At 61.4% G+C, this 2,525-nt stretch carries 5 protein-coding genes; all 5 read left to right on the plus strand.

The window, feature by feature from the left end; translation table 11 throughout:
* On the plus strand, positions 1 to 319 hold a 319-nt coding region (locus tag WAN71_RS23780; RefSeq protein ID WP_422227686.1), incomplete at its 5' end, for a DUF6307 family protein.
* Positions 320 to 865: 546 nt separating this feature from the next.
* On the plus strand, positions 866 to 1,225 hold the full coding sequence (locus WAN71_RS23785; RefSeq protein WP_422227687.1) for a hypothetical protein: 360 nt from the start codon (positions 866 to 868) through the stop codon (positions 1,223 to 1,225).
* 15 nt (positions 1,226 to 1,240) lie between these two features.
* The gene (locus tag WAN71_RS23790) at positions 1,241 to 1,669 is read left to right on the plus strand and encodes an ANTAR domain-containing protein (protein WP_422227688.1); all 429 of its coding nucleotides are present in this window, start codon (positions 1,241 to 1,243) and stop codon (positions 1,667 to 1,669) included.
* 407 nt (positions 1,670 to 2,076) lie between these two features.
* Entirely contained in the window at positions 2,077 to 2,235 is a 159-nt protein-coding gene (locus WAN71_RS23795) for a DUF6131 family protein (protein WP_422227689.1), read from the plus strand.
* Between the two features lie 182 nt (positions 2,236 to 2,417).
* Positions 2,418 to 2,525: hypothetical protein (locus tag WAN71_RS23800; RefSeq protein ID WP_422227690.1), on the plus strand; the 108-nt coding region annotated here is incomplete at its 3' end.

The following is a 2,525-nucleotide window of genomic DNA, read 5'->3' on the forward strand; positions in this document are numbered from 1 at the left end:
GGTTCGATCGACCAACTGGTGTCGATTGGCTGAGTGCCTCTGGGACCTAATGGACTACCGCGTGTCCGTACTCACCCCCAGTGACGAAAAGCGGCGTAACGTCGTAGGTATCGGGCAGCTCGGTTGCGAGCGAAGATGCTCGACTGAAAAGGAAAATATGATGGCTTCACCAACGACGTTCCGCTCTCCCTATGTCCAACGTCTCGAACTGGTGAGGGACACCATCAGGTCTCATTCCCAGCTCGAAGACAAGGCGGCGAGCGAACTGGCGGAACATGTTCTGGACGCATTGAATTCGATTCCCGAGAAGGTGCGCTGAGTACAGACCCGCAAAGGTCCCATGACGCGGCTTCCCCGATTCATGTGCACATCCATTCACTGATTCACACGCGGCTAATCACCCACGATCCCTGCCGGCATTTTGGTGGCGCATCTGGAGGTTTGAACCAGGACAGTTACCGTGACACTACGAGACGCCGCAACCGACAAATATATATGCGGTTCGGTGACGCGTACGTCAAGCACAACAACAGGACGCTCGACGTCATCCGGTGCGGCGCCAAAGGGCCACATAGCTACGCGGCGGGCGCGTGGACCGACGTACAGGGCAACGAAAAGTAACCGAAGATGAGCCGATTCTGGGGTTGATCCAGACGGGAAGCCACGAAGTCCTGGCGGCCGTAGAGCTCCCTGCGGTGGCACAGTCCCTAACCACGGAAACTCCATGCCGCGCCAATGATCTACTTCTGCGCCGCCGCTGTCGGCGTACCATCGTCTTGACAACCATCTCGTGACGCGTGCGCCACGGGTAGGAGCTGGGCTTCGCTGTCGATTCCCAGCTCCACCAAGACTATTGAGCGCAGGTATGACGCAATTCAGCGAGGACGCCGACGGCTTACCGTTGGGTCCGCTGAGCGCGCAGCAAGCTAGCGCTGATGCCGCTGACTTGCGGGCCGGGATCGACGACCTAGCGGGCTTGGTGGCGGGCAGTCTGGGGTTGCCTGAGTTGCTGACCGAGGTGTCAACGTTCGCGGTGCACGCGATACCGGGCGCCGACGGTGCCGGGGTGACCTTGTTGCGGATGGACCGGGTGGACAACATGGTGGAGGCGTTGGCGGCCAGTGCCTCGTTTGTCGCCGAGATCGACAAGATTCAGTACGTGACCCTCAAGGAGGGACCCTGCATCACCGCGGCACTCGAGCGGCGGACGGTGCGGTCTGGGTAGTTGGGTGGGGAGAAGATGTGGCCGCGGTTCGGTCCGCGAGTCGGCCGCCTGGGCGTGCACAGTGCGCTGTCGCTGCCGCTGCTGCTGTCGGATCAGGTGATCGGCGCGATTAATGTCTATGCCCACGACAAAGATGTCTTCGATGAGCACGCCGCCGCACTCGGGGAACTGTTCGCCAAACCCGCGGCGGTGGCGGTGCACAACGCCCAGGTCCTCGCGCACGCGATGGCGCTGACCGCCCAGTTGCAGAAGGCTCTGTCGACGCGCCCGGTGATCGATCAGGCGATCGGCCTGATCCGGGGACGCAGCGGGCGCACCGCCGAGGAGGCCTTCACTCAGCTGCGCGCGATCAGCCAAGCCGAACACCGCAAATTGGCTGAGGTGGCGCAACACATCGTCGACGAAGCCGTGCGCCGCGCCCGCGCCCGACGCGACGCGATCTGAGCCCGACCCATCAGGTCGGCACGGGTCGGTGACATGCCCATCAGCATCGCTGTCCTTGTCAAATCAGGACGTGTGGCCGGGGGTACCCAACAGGTGTAACGTTGTTGTCGCTGAGACCTTCAGCCAGTCCGGAAAGAGTTTGACTGTAACGCCGCTGAACTCGATGAGCATCCGCTCGCGCCGAACATTTCGACATCTATCCGTTGCATTCGAGACATGCTCTCGCGTTCTTGGTTAGCCCGGAATTCGAAGGACCACCGACTCCGTATATCCCGCCCCGCGCACCGAGGGGATGCGCCGATCAGCCGGGGAACCAAACCGGCGGTGGGCCAAGCTAAATGACGGGTTCAATCATTGACCCGGGAAACCCTCCTCCAAAGCATCCGCACAGAAACTAGGTAAACGTCATGATCGTTCTCGGCGTCATCCTCATCATCGCCGGATTCGTCCTCCACACCAACCTGCCCTTGGTGCCCATCGGGGTCGTCCTGGTCATCATCGGCGTGGTACTGATGGCCGCGGGAAGGACGGGACACGCCGTCGGCGGCCGCCGCCACTACTATTGACCAGCCGGGGTAACTCCCAGCCTTCGTCGCATCAATTCACCGAGATAGCAGCCCCGCCAGTCGATTAGGCGCTTTTCGGTGCCTTGACCCGGCGGAGGCGGTGGCTTTGCGAATCTTCGTCACCGATGAACGTTGACACCCGACATATCAGCCCGAAACAAGCCCGACGAAAGGGATGAACAATCGCGATTACTGACGTTCCGGCCTTCACTCACCTAACCGACGCCGACATCGAGAATCTGGGCGTTGAGCTGGACGCGATCCGGCTGGACATCGAGGATTCCCGTGGC

The sequence above is a fragment of the Mycobacterium sp. genome (assembly GCF_049280035.1).
In the GTDB taxonomy this organism is placed as follows: Bacteria; Actinomycetota; Actinomycetes; order Mycobacteriales; family Mycobacteriaceae; genus Mycobacterium.